Origin of the sequence: Nocardioides sediminis (assembly GCF_003047295.1) — a bacterium.
Taxonomy (GTDB): domain Bacteria; phylum Actinomycetota; class Actinomycetes; order Propionibacteriales; family Nocardioidaceae; genus Nocardioides; species Nocardioides sediminis.
This window is the reverse complement of the sequence record NZ_PZYZ01000005.1, coordinates 167,676-185,024: the sequence shown is the minus strand read 5'-3', so window position 1 is coordinate 185,024 and position 17,349 is coordinate 167,676. Positions and strand designations below refer to the sequence as shown.

The 17,349-nt window shown below is 72.2% G+C and carries 21 protein-coding genes; 7 read left to right on the top strand and 14 right to left on the bottom strand.

The window, feature by feature from the left end:
• The first annotated feature begins 52 nt into the window (after positions 1-52).
• Positions 53-1,186 (top strand): hypothetical protein, encoded by a 1,134-nt coding sequence (locus DAI17_RS13280; protein WP_107773671.1) that lies wholly within the window; start codon positions 53-55, stop codon positions 1,184-1,186.
• Positions 1,187-1,282: 96 nt separating this feature from the next.
• Here the strand turns inward: DAI17_RS13280 and DAI17_RS13275 are convergent, their stop codons facing one another.
• Positions 1,283-1,864, bottom strand: coding sequence for a GNAT family N-acetyltransferase (locus DAI17_RS13275; protein WP_107773821.1), 582 nt, complete (start codon positions 1,862-1,864; stop codon positions 1,283-1,285).
• Between the two features lie 376 nt (positions 1,865-2,240).
• On the opposite strand from DAI17_RS13275, the gene DAI17_RS13270 reads away from it, so the two are divergent.
• On the top strand, positions 2,241-3,494 hold the full coding sequence (locus tag DAI17_RS13270) for an HNH endonuclease signature motif containing protein (RefSeq protein WP_159081527.1): 1,254 nt from the start codon (positions 2,241-2,243) through the stop codon (positions 3,492-3,494).
• A gap of 96 nt (positions 3,495-3,590) precedes the next feature.
• Here the strand turns inward: DAI17_RS13270 and DAI17_RS13265 are convergent, their stop codons facing one another.
• Positions 3,591-3,962: a hypothetical protein gene (locus tag DAI17_RS13265; protein ID WP_107773669.1), complete on the bottom strand. Its 372-nt coding sequence runs from the start codon at positions 3,960-3,962 to the stop codon at positions 3,591-3,593.
• Positions 3,963-4,009: 47 nt separating this feature from the next.
• Between DAI17_RS13265 and DAI17_RS13260 the strand changes: the two genes are divergently transcribed.
• The gene (locus DAI17_RS13260; RefSeq protein WP_107773668.1) at positions 4,010-4,441 is read left to right on the top strand and encodes a nuclear transport factor 2 family protein; all 432 of its coding nucleotides are present in this window, start codon (positions 4,010-4,012) and stop codon (positions 4,439-4,441) included.
• A 48-nt stretch (positions 4,442-4,489) separates the two neighbouring features.
• Here the strand turns inward: DAI17_RS13260 and DAI17_RS13255 are convergent, their stop codons facing one another.
• Positions 4,490-4,969 carry an NUDIX hydrolase gene (locus DAI17_RS13255; protein ID WP_159081526.1) on the bottom strand — a complete coding sequence of 160 codons (480 nt, stop codon included), beginning with the start codon at positions 4,967-4,969 and terminating at the stop codon, positions 4,490-4,492.
• Positions 4,970-4,971: 2 nt separating this feature from the next.
• Complete coding sequence (locus DAI17_RS13250; protein ID WP_107773666.1) at positions 4,972-6,138, bottom strand: pyridoxal phosphate-dependent aminotransferase; 1,167 nt, start codon at positions 6,136-6,138, stop codon at positions 4,972-4,974.
• A gap of 36 nt (positions 6,139-6,174) precedes the next feature.
• Between DAI17_RS13250 and pyrE the strand changes: the two genes are divergently transcribed.
• Positions 6,175-6,702 (top strand): orotate phosphoribosyltransferase, encoded by a 528-nt coding sequence (gene pyrE / locus DAI17_RS13245; protein WP_107773665.1) that lies wholly within the window; start codon positions 6,175-6,177, stop codon positions 6,700-6,702.
• Between the two features lie 33 nt (positions 6,703-6,735).
• Here pyrE and DAI17_RS13240 read toward each other — a convergent pair whose 3' ends face one another.
• A complete protein-coding gene (locus DAI17_RS13240) occupies positions 6,736-7,503 on the bottom strand; it encodes a DedA family protein (protein ID WP_234412491.1) in 768 nt (255 codons plus the stop codon).
• A gap of 36 nt (positions 7,504-7,539) precedes the next feature.
• Between DAI17_RS13240 and DAI17_RS13235 the strand changes: the two genes are divergently transcribed.
• On the top strand, positions 7,540-8,214 hold the full coding sequence (locus DAI17_RS13235) for a TrmH family RNA methyltransferase (RefSeq protein ID WP_234412490.1): 675 nt from the start codon (positions 7,540-7,542) through the stop codon (positions 8,212-8,214).
• Positions 8,215-8,246: 32 nt separating this feature from the next.
• Here DAI17_RS13235 and DAI17_RS13230 read toward each other — a convergent pair whose 3' ends face one another.
• From DAI17_RS13230 to DAI17_RS13215, 4 genes are all read right to left on the bottom strand, one after another.
• Complete coding sequence (locus tag DAI17_RS13230; RefSeq protein WP_107773664.1) at positions 8,247-8,735, bottom strand: SigE family RNA polymerase sigma factor; 489 nt, start codon at positions 8,733-8,735, stop codon at positions 8,247-8,249.
• Positions 8,732-9,643, bottom strand: coding sequence for a hypothetical protein (locus DAI17_RS13225; protein ID WP_107773663.1), 912 nt, complete (start codon positions 9,641-9,643; stop codon positions 8,732-8,734). The genes DAI17_RS13230 and DAI17_RS13225 overlap by 4 nt, the downstream gene beginning before the upstream one ends.
• Positions 9,644-9,719: 76 nt before the next feature.
• Positions 9,720-10,298, bottom strand: coding sequence for a sigma factor-like helix-turn-helix DNA-binding protein (locus tag DAI17_RS13220; RefSeq protein ID WP_107773662.1), 579 nt, complete (start codon positions 10,296-10,298; stop codon positions 9,720-9,722).
• 131 nt (positions 10,299-10,429) lie between these two features.
• Positions 10,430-10,783 (bottom strand): hypothetical protein, encoded by a 354-nt coding sequence (locus tag DAI17_RS13215; RefSeq protein ID WP_107773661.1) that lies wholly within the window; start codon positions 10,781-10,783, stop codon positions 10,430-10,432.
• A 149-nt stretch (positions 10,784-10,932) separates the two neighbouring features.
• Here DAI17_RS13215 and fbaA point away from each other — a divergent pair, with 149 nt between their 5' ends.
• A complete protein-coding gene (gene fbaA / locus DAI17_RS13210; protein WP_107773660.1) occupies positions 10,933-11,967 on the top strand; it encodes a class II fructose-bisphosphate aldolase in 1,035 nt (344 codons plus the stop codon).
• A gap of 26 nt (positions 11,968-11,993) precedes the next feature.
• On the opposite strand, the gene DAI17_RS13205 is transcribed toward fbaA, so the two are convergent.
• Positions 11,994-12,452, bottom strand: a complete 459-nt coding sequence (locus DAI17_RS13205; RefSeq protein ID WP_107773659.1) for a GNAT family N-acetyltransferase — start codon at positions 12,450-12,452, stop codon at positions 11,994-11,996.
• A 134-nt stretch (positions 12,453-12,586) separates the two neighbouring features.
• Here DAI17_RS13205 and DAI17_RS13200 point away from each other — a divergent pair, with 134 nt between their 5' ends.
• Positions 12,587-14,071 (top strand): choice-of-anchor L domain-containing protein, encoded by a 1,485-nt coding sequence (locus tag DAI17_RS13200; protein ID WP_159081525.1) that lies wholly within the window; start codon positions 12,587-12,589, stop codon positions 14,069-14,071.
• A gap of 66 nt (positions 14,072-14,137) precedes the next feature.
• On the opposite strand, the gene mctP is transcribed toward DAI17_RS13200, so the two are convergent.
• The 4 genes from mctP to DAI17_RS13180 form a co-directional block, all read right to left on the bottom strand.
• Positions 14,138-15,853 (bottom strand): monocarboxylate uptake permease MctP, encoded by a 1,716-nt coding sequence (mctP, locus tag DAI17_RS13195; RefSeq protein WP_107773657.1) that lies wholly within the window; start codon positions 15,851-15,853, stop codon positions 14,138-14,140.
• Positions 15,850-16,185 (bottom strand): DUF3311 domain-containing protein, encoded by a 336-nt coding sequence (locus tag DAI17_RS13190; RefSeq protein ID WP_234412489.1) that lies wholly within the window; start codon positions 16,183-16,185, stop codon positions 15,850-15,852. The genes mctP and DAI17_RS13190 overlap by 4 nt, the downstream gene beginning before the upstream one ends.
• A gap of 69 nt (positions 16,186-16,254) precedes the next feature.
• Positions 16,255-16,680, bottom strand: coding sequence for a DUF3151 domain-containing protein (locus tag DAI17_RS13185; RefSeq protein ID WP_107773656.1), 426 nt, complete (start codon positions 16,678-16,680; stop codon positions 16,255-16,257).
• A 4-nt stretch (positions 16,681-16,684) separates the two neighbouring features.
• Positions 16,685-17,347, bottom strand: coding sequence for a GntR family transcriptional regulator (locus DAI17_RS13180; protein ID WP_107773655.1), 663 nt, complete (start codon positions 17,345-17,347; stop codon positions 16,685-16,687).
• Positions 17,348-17,349: the final 2 nt, after the last annotated feature.

Here is a 17,349-nt window from a genome sequence, read left to right as displayed (position 1 = left end):
CCGGCGACTCCCGGCCGGGGCCCGGTCACCACCTCGATGGTGGAATGACCCCGTGAGCACCCAGACCAGACCGCGGCAGACCACCTTCGCCGGCGGGATGATCGTCCTCGGCTCCGTCTTCCTGCTCCTCACGGTGTGGGAGTCCATCACCGGCCTGCGCGGGATCGAGTCGCGCGAGTCCGTCGAGGAGTTCGTCTCCGAGCCGCCCGGGAGCGACCTCGGCCTCACGGTCGAGGGCACCCTCCAGATCCTGCGGGCCGTCGCCACGGTCGCCGGGGTCTGCGCCGCGGTCGCCGCGGTGCTCGGCGTCTACGCCCTCCGCGGCCACCGGCCCGCGCGGATCGGGCTGTCGGTGCTCGCCGTCCCGCTCTTCCTCAGCGGCATCGTCGCGGGCGGCTTCATGTCGTCGATCGTCGCGGTCGCCATCGCACTGCTCTGGGTCTCGCCGTCGCGCGAGTGGTTCCGGGGCGACCCGATCCCGGACCGTACGCCGCCCGAGGCGCCGCGGCCTCCCGTCTGGCCGCCGCCTCCGCCGCACGAGGGCTCCTCGGACTCCTCGGACTCGTCCACCGGCTCGACGGCTGGCGGGTCGGGTTCCGCGGGAGGACCGCCCGTGTCCGGGTCGCTGCCTGCCGCCGGTCCGCAGGCGGGGTCCGGTGCGCAGGCCGGCTGGACGGGACCGCAGACCGCGACCCCGGACCGGCCCGCGCAGCACGGCACGTGGCCCTCGCTGCCGTCCACGCCCGCGCCCGATCGCCGGCCCGAGGGCGTCACGCTCGCCTTCGTGCTGACCCTCGTCTCGGCGGGCCTCGTCCTGCTGCTGACCGGCGTCAGCGTCGTGGTCATGGCCGTCTCGCCCGACCTGATGTGGGAGGAGGTGCAGCGCCAGCAGCCCGACCTCGCCGAGCAGGGCGTCACGCAGGGGCTGCTCCAGACGACCACCTACGCGATGGGCGGCTTCCTCATCGTCTGGGCCGCGGTCGCGATCGTGCTGGCCTTCCTCACCCTGCGTCGCAACCGTGGCGCCGCGCGGGCCCTGACCGCCTCGGCGGCCGTCAGCGCCGTGCTCTGCGTGATCGGCACCTTCGCCTCGCTCCTCCTCGCCCTCCCCGCCTTCGCCTCGATCATCACCGTCGCCGCCCTGCGGCGGCCCGAGGTCCGCGCCTGGCTCGCCGGCGGCCGCTGACCGGGCACTTTCGTGCCGCTGGAACCCGCCGACGTCCCCCGCTCGTGGCCCCTGGACCGCACAGACCGGAGGCTGCTCCTGGCCGCGAGCGTGCGGTCAGCGAGGATCGGTCGCCAGTACGTCGTACGTGAACTCGTCGGTGAACGTCCCATCGACCAGGTGATCGCTCTGCCGCGTGCGGCCGGTCCGCATGAATCCGGCGGCCTCAGCCACTCGCTGTGAAGCGAGGTTACCGACGGCTACACGAAGGGTGAGCCGACGCAGACCGCTGCCTCCGTCGGATGTCGGCGTGAGTGCCTCGTCGACGACGGCTGCTGCGGCAGCAGTGGTCACACCGGTGCCGCGGGCTGATGGGTGGGCCCAATAGCCCAGTGCTGCGGTGTCGGTCAGCTCGCCGCCGCTCCCGATCAGGCTGATGTGTCCGAGCAGCTCGTCGGTCGTCGTGGCGGCGATCGCCCAGCTCATGTGGCTTCCATTCCCGACCCCACAGAGCGCACGCTCGATGAACCCGTGGGCGTGCTCCAAGCTGTACCGCTCGTTGATGATCTCGCCGCCGAGCCACCTGACCGCTTCCGGGTCCGAGCAAGCCTCCTGCACCCGCGGCGCGTCCTCGGCCCTCAGGGGACGAAGGGTGATTCGACGTCCGTCCCCGGCCGTGGTGGTCAGGACGTCGCGCATGGCCGCGAATGTATCCGGGTGGGTTCCAGTGCACGAGGACGGGCGCAGTGACCCGCAGCCGTGCCCCACCGACCGGGCAGCTTCGTTGCGCTGGATCGTGTCGACCGGGCACTTCCGTCGCGCTGGATCGTGCCGAGCAGCGGTTTGGTTGCGCTGCTGTACGCCGCCCGCCGGGTGCGCGCCGTCCGGTCGCGGGGCGCGGGTGAGACCCCGAACGGAGGATGTGACGGTCCTGGACGGTGCGATCCTCCGCCCTGATCCCTGTCCACCGGATCTCCCACGACCCTTGCCTTCGAACACCTGTTCGACTAGACTCGGCTGCACGCAGCCGGGACCGCCACGGGGACGCCCCACTGCCGATTCAGCGGGGGCTGAGATGACGAGTGGACACCTGGTCGCAGAAGCAGGCGAGGCGATCGCTGCCGCCCTGGACAAGGTCGAAGCCGTCGAGATGCTCTACCTGTCCGCGGCCGAGAAGGCCGACGCGCTGGTGCAGCTGGCCCGGCTGGAGTCCCGGATGTCCTCGACCCGGCTACGGGTCGTGGCCGCCGCCGACCAGGCGGGGGACGTGGCCGAGGAGACCGGGGACCGGGACATCGCCGCGTGGTGCCAACGCACCACCCGGATGGACCGGGGCGCCGCCCGCCGGGAGATGGTGCTGGCCCGGTCGCTGGGCCGGTGGACCGTCCTCGCGCAGGCACATGCCGCGGGTGAGGTCTCGACGGTGCAGGCCGACGTCATCGCCCGCGCGCTGGAGGCGCTGCCGAAGGTCATCGCGGCCGGGATCCTGGACGAGGCGGAGCGGGTGCTGGTCGAGCACGCGGCGTCGTTCGCGCCCCGCGAGCTGCGGGTCCTGGGCCGGCGGATCCTGGACGTCGTGGCCCCCGAGGTCGCCGACGACGAGGAACGCAAGCGCCTCGAGGCCGAGGAACGCGCCGCCCGTAGGACCACCAGCCTGACCACCCACTCGCACGGTGACGGCACGACCACGATCCGGATCCGGGTCCCCGACGCCACCGCGGACCGGCTCCTGACGTACCTGCACGCGTGGACCAACCCGCGAAAGCAGGACGGCACCCCCGGCGGAGCACCCGGTGACAGCGACGCGAGGCGCGAGCTGACGTACCCGGTCCGGCTAGGGCATGCGTTCTGCGACCTGCTCGAGCACCTCGACCCCACGAAGCTGCCGGTCCACGGTGGCACCGCCACCACCGTCGTGGTGACCATGCCCCTCGAGACCCTGCTGTCCGGGATCGGGGTCGCGACCACCGACACCGGCGGTCGGATCACCGCCTCCGAGGCGCGCCGGTTGGCGTGCACCGCCCACCTGGTCCCCGCCGTCCTGGGCGGGAAGTCCGAGGTCCTCGACCTCGGCCGGGGCAGACGGCTCTACCCGGCCGCGTCGCGCAGAGCGATGAGCCTGCGCGACGGAGGCTGCCGCGCCGAGGGATGCGATACCCCGGCCGCATGGTGCGAAGCCCATCACCTGGTGCCGTGGTCCCGGGGCGGCAAGACCGACCTCAACGACGGCGTCCTGCTCTGCAGTCATCACCACCATCGGGCCCACGACGACCGCTACCTCCACGACCGCCTCCCCAACGGCGACCTCCGGTTCCACCGCCGCAGATAGGAGCTCGGTGCGTCCGCGATCACGGACCACCGAAATTCGGGCCGAACGACCACGCAAATGGGGAATGCCATCCACGACACTGACGGACGCGGTCCCTCAGATGCGTCTGCGTGCGCGCCAGGCCAGGACAGCCGTCGCAGCCGTCACCGGGGTCCAGATGGCTCGCTCGACGAGTGAAGGCGATGCGCCGTTGGCGATCGTTCCGATCGTCATGAACACACTCAGCGTCGTGAAGGCACGGGCGCGGGCCTGCGCCGAGCCGGCTCCTCGCACGATGAGGACCGCGCCAGTGCCGTAGCCCACCGCAGCCACGCCACTGATCACGCGCAGGTGGCTCGGAAGGGGGCCGGGACGTGTTCCGCCGTACGCCGCCCTGCCCCACGGTGCGCCGACCGCGAGCGCGACCTGGAACGCTCCCACGGTGACGAGAGCTGCGGCCGTGGCCTGCTCGGTGCGGGTGATGTTCATGCCGGCGAGGCTACGACCACTGGTGGGCCGGCGCTGCACACCCGCGTGTGGCGCTGGTCGACGCTGTCGGAGCGCGGAGGCTTCGGCGTGGCACGCTGGCGGACATGTCGGTCGATCAGGAGGTCCTTGCGGCTGCGGACTCGAGAGCGGTGGCCCTCGCGGACGGTGATGCCGAACGACTCACCGATCTCCTGCACGAGGACTTCAGGTGGACCGCGCACGTGGGCGACACCTATGACCGCGCCGAGTACGTCCGCCGGAACACCGAGGGGCACACGGTCTGGCGATCGCAGACCTTGGTCGATCCCGAGGTAGTGGTAGTCGGCGATACCGCCGTCCTGTACGCCGAGGTGCACGACGTGGTGGAGTCGGACGGGCACGCCTCGGAGACCTTCCGGATGCCGATGACCCAGGTCTGGGTCCGCTCAGGCAGGCGCTGGAAGTGCCTGGCCGGTCACGCGGGCCCACGGTTGTCCTGACGTCCCCTCACGGCCCCCGGCTCGGATCGCGCCGCGCGCCGGCACTGTTCAGAGCGCGGCGATGTCACGCGGCCCGTGCGGCACGCCGTCGCCCAGGACCGTGGACAGCTGCGCGTGCAGGTCCCGCGGACTGAACGTCACGACCCCGGCGGCGACCTCGGCGGGGGAGAACCACCGGACGTCGTGGACACCCTCCGCCGCCAGGTCCACCCGAGGGCGCGGCTCGAAGCGGGCAGCCCGCACGAGGTAGGTGACGTCGGTCTGCCCGTCCCAGTGCTCCATCGGGAAGAGCCGGGTGAGCCGCCACACCGATCCCCGGATGTCGGCGTCGTCGAGGCCCAGCTCCTCCGAGAGCTCACGACGCAGCGCGTCCTCGGGGGTCTCGCCGGGGTCGATGCCGCCACCGGGGCAGGCCCAGAACCCGCCCGGGATCGCCAGTCCCTCCCCGTCGAAGTGCACGAGCAGGACGTGGTCCTCGTCGTCGAGGAGCAGGGCGCGGACGGCCTGCCGGAGCCGGGGCGAGCCCACGCTCAGCGCCGTGACAGGTCGGCGGCCGCGAGGCGTCGTACGCCCTCGCGGATCACGTCCGGCTCCTTGCAGAACGCCCACCGCACCAGGTGGCGCCCGGCCTCCTCGTCGTCGTAGAAGGCCTGGCTGGGGATGGCGACCACCCCGGCCACGGCGGGCAGCGCCAGGCAGAACTCCCGGCCGTCCGCCCAGCCGAGGTGGCTGATGTCGGTCGTGGCGAAGTAGGTCCCCTCGGGCACCCGCGCGGTGAGACCGGCGTCCGCGAGACCCGCGACGAGCAGGTCGCGGCGCTCCTGGAGCGACTTCGCGAGCGCCGCCGGCCAGTCGGGCTCGTGGTCGAGCGCGTGCGCGACGGCGGGCTGCAGCGGCGACCCCGAGGTGAAGGTGAGCCACTGCTTGGCCGCCAGCACCGCCCCGACGAGCTCCCGCGGACCGGTCGCCCAGCCGACCTTCCAGCCGGTGAAGGACCAGCTCTTGCCCACGCTCGACAGCGTCACCGTCCGCTCCCACATCCCCGGCAGCGTCGCGAGGGGCACGTGCTCGTGGTGGTCGAAGACCAGGTGCTCGTAGACCTCGTCGGTCACCACGACCAGGTCGTGCTCGATCGCGACGTCGGCGACGGCCTGGAGCTCGTCGCGCGTCAGCACGGTGCCGGTCGGGTTGTGCGGGGTGTTGAGCAGGACGAGCCGCGTCCGCGGGGTGACCGCGGCGCGCAGCGCGTCGACGTCGAGGCGGAAGTCGGGGGCGCGCAGGGTGACGGGACGTCGTACGCCGCCGGCCATCTGGATCATCGCGAGGTAGGAGTCGTAGTAGGGCTCGAGCACCACCACCTCGTCGCCGGGGTCGACCAGCCCGAGGAGCGCGCCGGCGATCCCCTCGGTGCAGCCCGTCGTCACCACGACCTCGGTGTCGGGGTCGACCTCGAGCCCGTAGTGCCGCTGCTGGTGCCGCGCGACGGCCTGGCGCAGGGACGGTACGCCGATCCCGGGGGCGTACTGGTTGGCCCCGCCCTCCAGTGCCCGCACCGCCTCGGCGATGACCGACGGCGGGCCGTCCACGTCGGGGAAGCCCTGGCCGAGGTTGACCGCGCCCGTGCGCAGCGCGAGGGCCGACATCTCCGAGAAGACGGTCGGCGGGATCGAGCGGACCCGTGCTGACGATGTCTGCATGCTCGCGAGGGTAGTCGGATCGGTAGGGTCGGGGCCGTGCCTGACCAGACCCTCGCCCGCGACATCGACGCGACCTGCCGACTGACGGGGGAGTTCACCCTCCGGTCCGGCCAGGTCGCCGACACCTACTTCGACAAGTACCTCTTCGAGGCCCAGCCGGCGCTGCTCGACCGCGTCGCCACGCAGATGCTCGACCTGCTCCCGGAGGGCACCGAGCTCCTCGGCGGGCTGGAGCTCGGCGGCATCCCGATCGCCACCATGGTGTCGGCCAAGACCGGCCTGCCGGCGCTGTTCGTGCGCAAGAAGGCCAAGGAGTACGGCACCTGCAAGCTGGCCGAGGGGCCGGACGTAGCCGGTCGCAGGGTCACGATCATCGAGGACGTCATCACCACCGGCGGCGCAGTCCGCGACGCGACGCGTGAGCTGCGGGCGGCGGGCGCGACCGTCGAGGTCGTGGTCTGCGCCATCGACCGGTCGCCGGAGGGCGAGGACCCGCTGGCCGACGTCGGCCTCGAGGTCCGCTCGGTCCTCACCCGCGCCCAGCTGGACGCCGCCCAGGGCTGACCGGGGGACCGGCGCCGATCAGGGGACCGAGACTCAGGGGGTCGGCCGCTGCCGCGGCGGGACGTCCTGCCCGGCGATGTCGCGGTCGGGACGGCCGTCGTGGTCGTTGTCCTCGGCCTCGTGGCCCGAGGTGCGCTTGTGGCGCCACCACTCCCAGATGATCGGCAGGACCGAGAAGGCCAGGATCAGGATGATCGCCTTGTCGATGTTCTCGCCCAGGGTCGGGAACGCGGCACCGAGGAAGTAGCCGAGCAGGGTGATCGACAGGACCCAGCCGACCGCACCGACGAGGCTCCAGGTGAAGAAGCGGCCCCGGTCCATGCGGGTCACGCCGGCGACCACGGTGATGTAGGTGCGCACGAACGGCACGAAGCGCCCGATGACCAGCGCCTTGTTGCCGTGCTTGTCGAAGAACGCGGTCGTCTGGTCGAAGTACTTGCGCTTGAGGATCCGCCCGTCGCGCTCGTAGAGCGGCGGCCCGACCTTGCGCCCGATCTCGTAGCCCGCGATGTTGCCGGCGACGGCGGCGATCACGAAGAGCACCATGGCGACGAGCAGCTCAGCCCAGGTCGGGCCGGGGAAGATGTCGATCCGCTCGGTCGCGAGGAACAGGCCCATCGCGAACAGCAGGGTGTCGCCCGGGAGGAACGGGAAGAAGAGCCCGCACTCGACGAAGATGATGGCCAGGCTGAGCCAGAACAGGGTCTCGCCGAAGTTGTCGAGGAGCCAGTTGGGATCCATCCAGTCCATGCCCAGCAACAACGGCTGGAGGAGGTGCTGGGCGTCGAGCAGCAGGGTCACCGGCTCACCCTAACTTCCGCGGCCTAGGGTCTCCCCATGGACGAGCCCCGGGCGCCGTACGACCCGATGCCGCACGGTCCGGCCGAGGTCGGCGTCGGGCCGTGGGAGGGTCCCTGGCCGACCGGACCGCAGTACGACGCCGCGCTGCTCGCCGAGGGTGACCGGCGCAACGTGGTCGACCGCTACCGCTACTGGAGCATGGAGGCGATCGTCGCCGACCTCGACACGAGGCGGCACGACTTCCACGTCGCGATCGAGAACTGGCAGCACGACTTCAACATCGGCACCGTCGTCCGGTCGGCCAACGCGTTCCTCGCCCGGGAGGTGCACATCGTCGGCAACCGGCGCTGGAACCGCCGCGGGGCGATGGTGACCGACCGCTACCAGCACGTGCGGCACCACCCGACGCCCGAGGACCTCGCGGCGTACCTCCACTCGCTCGACGAGCCCGTCCGGTTGCTCGGCATCGACAACCTGCCGGGCTCGGAGCACCTCGAGACGATGGAGCTGCCGCGACGGGTGTGCTTCCTGTTCGGCCAGGAGGGCCCGGGCCTGTCGGCGCAGGCCCGGGCCGCCTGTGACGGCACCTTCTCGATCGCGCAGTTCGGCTCGACGCGCTCGATCAACGCCAGCGCCGCCGCCGCGATCGCGATGCACACGTGGGTGCGCCGGTACGCCGACCTCGCCGGCGACGCCGCCTGGCGCGGTTAGCGCGCCGACCAGCACTGCGCGGTTGATGCCGGTCAGCGCCCGACCAGGACCTCCTGCAGCGCCGCGAGCCCCCGCGAGCTGTGGCTCTTGACGGTGCCCTCGGCGATCCCGAGCTCGCGAGCCGCCTCGGCGACCGAGAGCTGCAGCCAGTGCCGGAGCACGATGACCTTGCGCTGCATCTCGGGCAGGTCCTGGAGCGCCGCGAAGAGCTCGGACCGATCCTCGAGCTGGTGCTCGGGACCACCCGCGGTCTCCGGGAGCTCGTCGGTGACCCGCTCACGGCGCCACGGCCGGCGGTGCTCGTCGATGTTGGCGCGCACCATGATCTGGCGGACGTAGGCGTCCTCGGTGCCCTTGCCGCACACGCGCGGCCACGCGACGTACAGCTTGGTGAGGGCGGTCTGGAGCAGGTCGTCGGCGCGGTGCCAGTCGCCGCAGATCGCGTAGGCGACCCGGCGCAGGTGGACCTGGCGGGCGGCGACGTAGTCCACGAAGGCCGCCTCGCGCTCGGCGCGCCTCATCGGACCCCCTCCCCGCTGGCGCCCTGCGCCTCGAGGTGACGCAGGAAGGCCGCCATGGTGGGGGTCTCGAGGACGGCCGGGTCGACCGTGGTGATGCCCGCGGGGTCGACGCGCCCGAAGAGCTCGGTGCCGTCGGCGAGCCGGAGCCTGACCGCCACCTGGTCCTCGACCGGTCCGTACGCCGCCGCCTGGGCCGGCGCGGGCACCTCCTGGAGGATCGTGATCGCTCGCGCGGTGACGACCAGGGCACCGTCGCGCACCACGGCGATCGGCTTCCCCGGCTCGCCCAGCTGCTCGTCGAGGGTCACGGCCAGCCACTCGTCGAACGTGGCGAACCGCTGACCGGGAGGGTTCCAGGTCGCCGAGCTGGTGCCTCGGCTTTCCCACGTCAGGAGGATCCACTCGCCCTCGGCGCCGTCGTCCCGCGACGTGGCGATGCCCCACATGCGCATCCGGTCCGTGGACTGCTGGACCTCCAGGCGCTCGACGGTCCAGCCGGGGCGTCTGATCAGGGTGCCGTCGCCCAGGACGGTCACCGCGGCCGAGCCCTCCATCTCCTCGCGCTCGCTGGCACGGGCCACCCGGACGTCGTCGGGGGAGTCCGCCAGCGGGGCGACGGTCGGCGTCGCCCGGGTGGACGGGGTGGCCTCCTCTGTCGGGCTCTCCGCGGCCGTCGGCGTGGGATCGGTGGCGACCTGCCCGGCATCGGGACGCGCGTCCCCGGACATCACCGACCAGCCGATCCCGCCGATCACGAGCGCGGCCGCGAAGGTCGAGGCCGCGCCCGCGGCGATGCGCCGGCGGCGTACGGCGGCGCGCCCGCTCGCGACGTACGTCGCGGTCGGCGGCAGGGTGGGTCCGCTGCCGAAGGACCTCTCGATCTCCTCCGCCCACTTGGTGTCGGTCACCAGTGTCCCCTCCCCGTCGCGCCTGCTGTCGTGCCCGTCGCCGTGAGTACGGAACCAGGGGCCGATCGGTTGTCACTCAGGCCGTGTCGGGCATCAGCAGGGCGAGTGCCGCCCGGCCCCGCGCGGCGTGCCGGAGCACGGTCGGGACATCCATCCCGAGCGCGGTGGCGACCTCCTCGGCCGGCAGGTCGAGCCAGTCGTGCAGGACCAGGACCTTGCGCTGCACGGCCGGCAGCGACTGGAGGCCGTCGAAGATCAGCGACTGGTCCTCGACCGGGAAGTCCTCGGCGCGGTCCTCGCGCCAGCTGCGGGGGCGGGGGGAGTCCTGCACGTCCAGCCGGGCCAGCGCCCGGTGGACGAACGCGTCCGCCTCGGCGGCGTCCGCGAGGTGGGGCCAGGCGGCCTCGAGGTCGGCGACCGTGCGGCGTACGGCGTGCTCGGCCCGGTCCCAGTCGCAGCAGATCGCGTGGGCCACGCGGCGTACGTGCTGGTGGCGGTCGGCGACGTAGTCGGCGAGCCCCTCGGCCGGTACGTCGCGGCGCGAGCGCCAGCGGGTCGACGGCCGGCGGCGCGCGTCGTGCGCGACCTGGTCGGCGACGTCGTACCCGTCGAACGACGCGTCGATCTCGTGCACCCAGTCGATGGTCGTGGTCATGGCGTGTCCCCCTCGCCGGTCCTGCTGCCGGTCCTGCTGCCGGTCCTGCTGCTCCGGTCCGCCCCCGCGGCGGTGCCCTCAGTCAAGACGCACCCGGCGCCCCGTTGGTTGCGTCGGTCGTGCGACTGCTCTCAGGCCTGCCCCGCGAGGATCACCGCGATCGACCCGAGGACCGCGAGCCCGCCGAGCACCCCCGCTGCGAGCCCAGCAGGTCCGGCCACCTCCTCGTCGGAGGTCCACGCGGACCAGCCCAGGCCCGCACCGATGAGGCCCATCGCCAGGCCTGGCAGTCCCTGCACGACAGCGCTCGTGCTCGAGCCGAACGACGCGTCGTCGATCGTCATGAAGAAGAGCGCGTTGGCGAACGTGCCGCCGCCCATCAGGCCGACGAGGCCGAGTCCGAGCCCCAGGAAGGCCATGGTGCGCGCGTGCGCGGCAGCGACGGGCCGCGTGCGACCGCCGGAGACGTCGTGCTGCTCGGTCATGGTGGTTCCCCCTGTGTCGCGGCCGCGCGACCGCGACCCCCGTGAGGCTGCAGCGTATCCGTCCCGGAGCCGCTCGGGGGCCGTTCGCAGACCGACGGGTAGCCACTAGGGTCGGGGTCGTCCCGAGAAGTCCTCCCAAAGGATCCGCCATGCCCATCGCCACTCCTGAGGTCTACGCGCAGATGCTGGACGCCGCGAAGGACAAGTCCTTCGCCTACCCGGCCATCAACGTGTCCTCGTCCCAGACCCTCAACGCGGCCCTCAAGGGCTTCGCGGACGCCGGCTCCGACGGCATCATCCAGATCTCCACCGGCGGCGCGGAGTACCTCTCCGGCCCCAGCGTCAAGAACATGGTCACCGGTTCCGTCGCCTTCGCCGCGTACGCCGCCGAGGTCGCCAAGAACTACCCGGTCAACATCGCGCTGCACACCGACCACTGCCCCAAGGACAAGCTCGACGGCTTCGTCCGTCCGCTGGTCGACATCTCCGCCGAGCGGGTCGCCCGCGGCGAGGCGCCGCTCTTCCAGTCGCACATGTGGGACGGCTCGGCCGTGCCGCTCGAGGAGAACCTCGAGATCGCGCAGGAGCTGCTCGAGAAGTGCGCCGCCGCGCACATCATCCTCGAGGTCGAGATCGGCGTCGTCGGTGGCGAGGAGGACGGGGTCGTCGGGGCGATCGACGACAAGCTCTACTCCACCCCCGAGGACGCGCTGGCCACGGTCCGCGCCCTCGGCGCCGGCGAGAAGGGCCGCTACATGACCGCGCTGACGTTCGGCAACGTGCACGGCGTCTACAAGCCGGGCAACGTCAAGCTCCGTCCCGAGATCCTCAAGACCGCCCAGGAGGCCGTGGCCTCCGAGCTCGGGTTCGAGGCCGGCGCCCGGCCCTTCGACCTGGTCTTCCACGGCGGGTCCGGCTCGACCGCCGAGGAGATCGGTGCCGCCGTCGACTACGGCGTCGTGAAGATGAACGTCGACACCGACACCCAGTACGCCTTCACCCGCCCCGTCGCCGCGCACATGTTCGCCAACTACGACGGCGTGCTCAAGGTCGACGGCGAGGTCGGCAACAAGAAGGCCTACGACCCCCGCGCCTGGGGCAAGGCCGCCGAGGCCGGCATGGCCGCGCGCATCGTCGAGGCCTGCGAGAACCTCCGCTCGGCGGGCACCTCGCTCCGCGCCTGACACGTGTTCGTCGTCCTGCTACGGGCTCAGTCCAGCGTGCGCTCGTAGTAGAACGACAGTGCGCCGTCCGGCCGGCCCTCGGTACGGTCGAACCCGGCCGACTCGTAGAGCCGCCGGGCGGCGACGTCGTCCTCGGTCGTGGTGAGGTCCATGTAGTCCGCGCCCCGCTCGCGGGCGGTGGCCATGCAGGCCTCCAGCAGCGCCCGGCCGATGCCCTGCCCGCGCAGCGACGGCACGACGTACAGCTCGGCGAGGTAGGCCTCGAGCGCCGGACCCCACAGCGACCTCCGCAGCCGCACCACCCCCAGGCCGTCGGCCTCCCCGGCGACCAGCGCGACGGTGTCGTCCCCGCCGAGCAGGTCGGCCAGGTGGCCGGCGAGCCACACGGGACCGGGTGACGGCTCGTCGTACTCGCGGTTGAAGTCGTCGAGCAGCCGGGCGACCAACGGCGCCTCCTCGGCGGTGACCACGCGCACGTCCACCATGCGCCGAGACTAGCCAGCCACGGCGGTGCTCGGGGTCGGGAAGACCCCCAGTCTCGGGCATGCGGCGACCTCTCGGCCGGGTCTACGTTCCGAGAGGGGCCGGGAGAGGCTCGGCCGTCGTCGGGAGGTGTCCCATGCGAGCTGCCTTGTCGAACCGCCGCTCACGCGTGGCGGTCGCGGGAGCCGGGGCCGTCGCCCTGGCCCTCGTCGCGTCGTCGGCGCAAGCCGTCGTCCAGGCAGGCGACGACGCTGCCTCGCTCGCCGCGGCGATGTCCGCCACCACAGTCACCGGCGCCGCGTTGACCGTCGACTACGAGTGCGAGGCCGACGACCCGGCCACGCCCGAGGACGAGAGCCTGTGCCCGACCGGCGTCGGGACCACCCCGCTGGCCGGCTTCCCGACCCACGGGCCGACCTACACCGTCATCACCTCGGGAGACGCCGCGCTGGCCGACGATCCCAACGACGACGAGGGCTCCGGCTGGGACTGGGGCGTCGAGGCGACGCCGATCGGCCCGGAGGTCTACGACTGGCAGGTCCTGCGCGTCGACCTCGGTGCCGCGACCGGCAACTGCCTGGCCTTCGACTTCAAGTTCATGTCCGAGGAGTACCCGGAGTTCGTCGACATGGGCTTCAACGACGCCTTCATCGCCCAGCTCAACACCTGGGGCGTCACCGTCGACCCCGCGACCCAGACCGTCAACGCCCCCGGCAACTTCGCGGCCGGGGCCGGGGACGTCATCTCCGTCGACGGCGCCGGCCCGAGCGCCATGACCGCGGCGCAGGCGGCCGGCTCGACGTACGACGGCAGCACCCTGCCGCTCGTCGCGCGCGCCCCCGTCGCGCCGGGCTCGACCAACTCGCTCTACCTGACGATCTTCGACCAGGGCGACGGCATCCTCGACAGCGCGGCCCTCGTGGACAACGTCCGCTACGAGACGCTGGCCGCCGGGCAGTGCAAGTCGCTGGCGGTCGACCCGTTCGAGGGCACGACGGGTGTCGTCGTCGCCCCGGGGACGACCGGCAGCTTCTCGCCGACGCTGTCGACCTTCACGGTCCCGCTGGTCAGCAACCTGCCGACCGGTCCGATCCCGACGACCGTCAACGGCGCCGCCTCGTTCTACAGCTGGGGTGACGTGGTCCCGCGCCGGAACGCGCGGGCGGCCCGGGTCACCACGCCGCTCGGCACGGGGAGTGTCACCATCCCGGCCGGTGGGTCGGGCAACCTGGTGATCACCAACACCCCCACCGGCATCGCGGCGGTGCAGGCGGCCAAGGCGCAGCCGGCGGCCCTGCTGGCCCAGGCCCAGGAGGCCACCCAGCAGGCGAAGAAGAACACCAAGAAGGCCAAGAAGCTGACCAAGAAGGCCAAGAAGCTCAAGAAGCAGGCCGCGACCGTGCCGCCCGCCCAGGCGGCCAAGCTCCTCAAGCAGGCGAAGAAGCTGCAGAAGAAGGCCAAGAAGCTGAAGAAGAAGGCGAAGAAGCTCACGCGGCAGGCGGCCACGCTCACCGCGACCAGCAAGACGCTCGCTGCCCAGCCGCTCGGCACGGTCGTGGTGACCCTCACCAACCCGGCCAACGGGAAGTCCGAGCTGCTGAGGTTCCAGATCCCCCGGTGAGCGGCGAAGGGCCCGCCCCCCGGGTGAGGGGAGCGGGCCCTGTCGCTGCGTGAGGCCGGGCTGGGCTCAGCGGGCCGGGGCGTTGCCCGGGATGTCGTCCGGGTCGCCGTACGGGTCGGTGTGCGAGTGGTGCTCGGCCAGGTCCTTCTGGACGCGCGGGTCGTCCGCGTCGGCGATGTAGTCGAACGGGATGGTCTCGTCCTCGCCGTTGGACACCTTGGTCGCGTTGAGGATCGCGCTGAGCACGACCGCGATGACCAGGTTGAGCACGAACGCCGTCATGGCGATGTAGCCCATCTCCTCCAGCCCCGGGATGAGCGCCAGCGAGCCGCCGAAGTGCTTGCCGGTGGCGGGGTTGATGACGTTGTAGGCCTCGACGGTGCCGTAGACCATCGCGACCGCCCAGCCGGCGAGCAGCGCGTAGCGGTGGAACCACCGCGTGTAGAGGCTGAACACCACGGCGGGGAAGGTCTGGAGGATCCAGATGCCGCCGAGGAGCTGGAAGTTGATGGCGTTCTGCTTGTCCAGCGTCAGCACGAAGACCAGCGCGAACGCCTTGACGATCAGCGACATCAGCTTGGAGACCTTGGCCTCCTCGGCCGGGGTGGCGTGGGGCTTGATCCACTCCTTGTAGATGTTGCGGCTGAACGTGTTGGCCGCGGCGATCGACATGATCGCGGCCGGCACGAGCGCACCGATCGCGATCGCGGCGAAGGCCACGCCGGCGAACCAGGCCGGGAACATGTCCTCGAACAGCTGCGGGATCACCAGCTGCGCGTTGGGCTCGCCGTCCAGCCCGATCGGCTGCGTGCCGGCCGCGATCGCGACCCAGCCGAGCAGCGCGAGCAGGCCCAGCACGAAGGAGTACGCCGGCAGGATCGAGGCGTTGCGCCGGATCGTGTTGCGGCTGTTGGACGACAGCGAGGCCGTCACCGAGTGCGGGTACATAAACAGCGCCAGCGCCGAGCCGAGCGCGAGGGTGGCGTAGGCCCAATGGGTGCCGTCGACGGAGATGAACTGGCCCGTGGGCTTGCCCGTCGCCTCGTTGGTGGTCGCCATCTTGTCCTGCGCGGCGCCGAAGATCTCCGACCAGCCGCCCACCTGCCCGGGCAGGTAGATCACCGCGACGATGATGACGAGGTAGATGAGGATGTCCTTGACGAACGCGATCACCGCCGGCGCCCGCAGGCCGCTGGAGTAGGTGTAGGCCGCCAGCAGCGCGAACGCGATGAACAGCGGCGCGTCCTTGGCGATGATGTTGTCGCCGCCGCCGAGGCCGGCGACCTCGAGGACCGCCTGGATGCCGACGAGCTGCAGCGCGATGTAGGGCATCGTCGCCACGAACCCGGTGATCGCGATCGCCAGCGACAAGGCGCGGGAGTTGTAGCGGCCGCGTACGAAGTCGGCCGTGGTGACGTAGCCGTGGCGGTGGCTCACCGACCACAGCCGGGCCATGAAGATGAAGATGATCGGGTAGAGCACGATCGTGTAGGGCACGGCGAAGAAGCCGGCGACCGCGCCGGTCGCGAACATCGCCGCCGGCACCGCGACGAACGTGTACGCCGTGTAGAGGTCGCCGCCCAGCAGGAACCAGGTGATCCAGGTGCCGAACTTGCGCCCGCCCAGCCCCCACTCGTCGAGGGACTCCAGCGAGTCCGCGCGCTTGAAGCGCGAGGCCATGAAGCCGGCCACCGTGACCAGCGCGAAGAGGGCGATCAGCACCGTGAGGGCGACGCCGTTGATGCTCGTGTCGGCCGCCATCGCGACCACCTGCGCGCTCATCGGTCACCCTCCGGCCCGCGGGGGGTGCCCGGGGCGATGGAGGTGCCCGGCGTACGACGCGGGCGCGCGGCCAGTGTGAGCCGGTAGGCGGCGTAGGTCAGGCCAGAGCACAGGAAGACCCAGAGGAACTGGTACCAGAAGAAGAACGGGAACCCGAGGAGCTCCGGCTCGGTCCTGGCGTAGGACGGCACCCACATCAGGGCGACGATCGGGATCACCAGGAGCACGCCCGCGGCGACCATCTTGCCGCGGTCGGTCGGGGGGAGGTCGGGGTTGTTGCCCTGGTTGTTGCCGTCAGGGCGCGGGGGAGGGGGGTTCTGCCCGAGAGTCATGCGCGGGAGGCTACCGCGCGTGACGGGGGCCACGACGACCCCCGTCACCGGTGCCTGACGGCCTCAGCCTCAGAGCAGCGCGTCGGCCGCCGCAGGGCTCGAGTCGCGCAGGAAGGTGGAGCAGCGCTCCCACTCCTCGGTCTCGCCGATCGCCCGGGCGCTGAGGGCCAGCAGCGCGAGCGAGCGCAGGAAGCCGCGGTTGGGCTCGTGCTCCCACGGCACCGGGCCGTGGCCCTTCCAGCCGTTGCGGCGCAGCATGTCGAGCGAGCGGTGGTAGCCCACGCGGGCGTAGGCGTAGACCGTCACGTCGTCGGCGCCGGCGTCGCGGGCCTGGAGCGCGAGTGCGGCCCAGGCGGCCGGGGAAGCCGGATGGCGGCGTACGACGGCGGCGGGCGCCTCGCCCCCGGCCAGCTCGGCGTCGGCGGGGTCGGCCGGGAGGTGCGTGGGCGGGGGGCCGGCCATCAGGTCGCCGCCCTGGAAGGGACCAGTGCTCATGCGCCTACCCTCCCACGGGCCCCGGCGGCCGGCCCACGCCGGTGAGCACCCGCTCGGTCTCGGCGAGGTGCTGCCAGATCGCCTCCTCGGCGGCGTCGGCGTCGCCGGCGTCCAGCGCGGCGAGGATCGCCCGGTGCTCGGTCACGACGGTCGCGCGGGGGAGACCGTGGCGGCGGGCCGCGGTGATGCCGAGCAGGACGTGCCGGGCGTGCAGCGCGTCGTACATCCGCTCCAGCAGCGGGTTGCCGGCGGCGCGCACCAGCGCCACGTGGAACTCGGCGTCGATGCGGGCGAACTCCTCGTCCGGCTCGTGCGACGGCAGCGACTCCTGCGCGGCGAGGTGCTCCTCCAGGGCCGGGAGCGGCACCGTGCCCGTGCCGACGCAGTGCCGCGCCGCCCACGTCTCGATGACCCCGCGGGCCTGCATGATCTGGCGGGTCTGCTCGGGACTCACCGGAGCCAGGTAGGCGCCCCGGTTGGGCCGGAGCTCGACGAGGTCCTCGGCCGCCAGCCGCAGCAGCGCCTCGCGGACCGGGGTGCGCGAGACGCCGACCGCAGCGGCCACGTCCTGCTCGTTGATGAACGTGCCGACGAGCCCCGGATCGGTGAGGACCGACGTCCGGAGATACTCATAGGCACGTTCGCGCCCCGACCGTGGGGTGTGCATGC